Raw genomic sequence first — 625 nt, 5'->3', positions numbered from 1 at the left:
AAAAAAATAAACTTTACGTAGATGAGCATGGTTTCTCAGCCAAACGTTGCACTTGGCTATTTTCAAACATGTCTTAGTTTCTTCGTCAAGGAGAAATCCATCTTGGTTTGGAAAGTTCAGGAATCCTTAGAAGGTCGGTGAAAAACCATGATTTTTCGCTCCATCGGTATTTTCTGTTGTAAGAGAAGAACGGATTTTCAAAGGTTTCTCAACTTGAGAAAAGTGCGTTTCGGGCTGATTTTTCATGAAGTCGCCGGTCTTTTAGGTGCTGTTCTCTTTCCTCTTCAAATGAGCGGACATTGTCCTGTTTAGGATAAAGCGATGGGCGGAGGTGGTTTGGTCGCTTATAATATTATTTGAATAATCAGGATATTAAAGGGTAGCGTCAAAAAATCTATGAAAAGTCATCACGAGCTGCCTTTTGCTAATAAATAAATCGGGTTTCCATCGACGACAAGAGAGAGCGCCTCTGGAATCGAAGGCAACTTCTTTAGGACGTCATCCATGGCACGAATCGCAGACAGCGTATCTCGATTGGGCGAAACGCGATAAGACCATACGATTTTTTTACGGCATCCAACATAAAGAACAAGTAATGCCAACGTCCTTTGACGCGAATATACGT

The 625-nt window shown here is 41.3% G+C and carries 1 pseudogene; it reads right to left on the bottom strand.

The features are described from left to right. Positions 1–419 precede the first annotated feature (419 nt). Positions 420–625 (bottom strand): annotated as a pseudogene (locus VU18_RS20925) (DDE-type integrase/transposase/recombinase); the annotation flags it as partial.

The organism is Geobacillus sp. ZGt-1, from assembly GCF_001026865.1.
Taxonomy (GTDB): domain Bacteria; phylum Bacillota; class Bacilli; order Bacillales; family Anoxybacillaceae; genus Geobacillus; species Geobacillus thermoleovorans.
The sequence above is the reverse complement of the archived record's forward strand: the minus strand, read 5'-3'. Positions and strand labels throughout refer to the sequence as shown.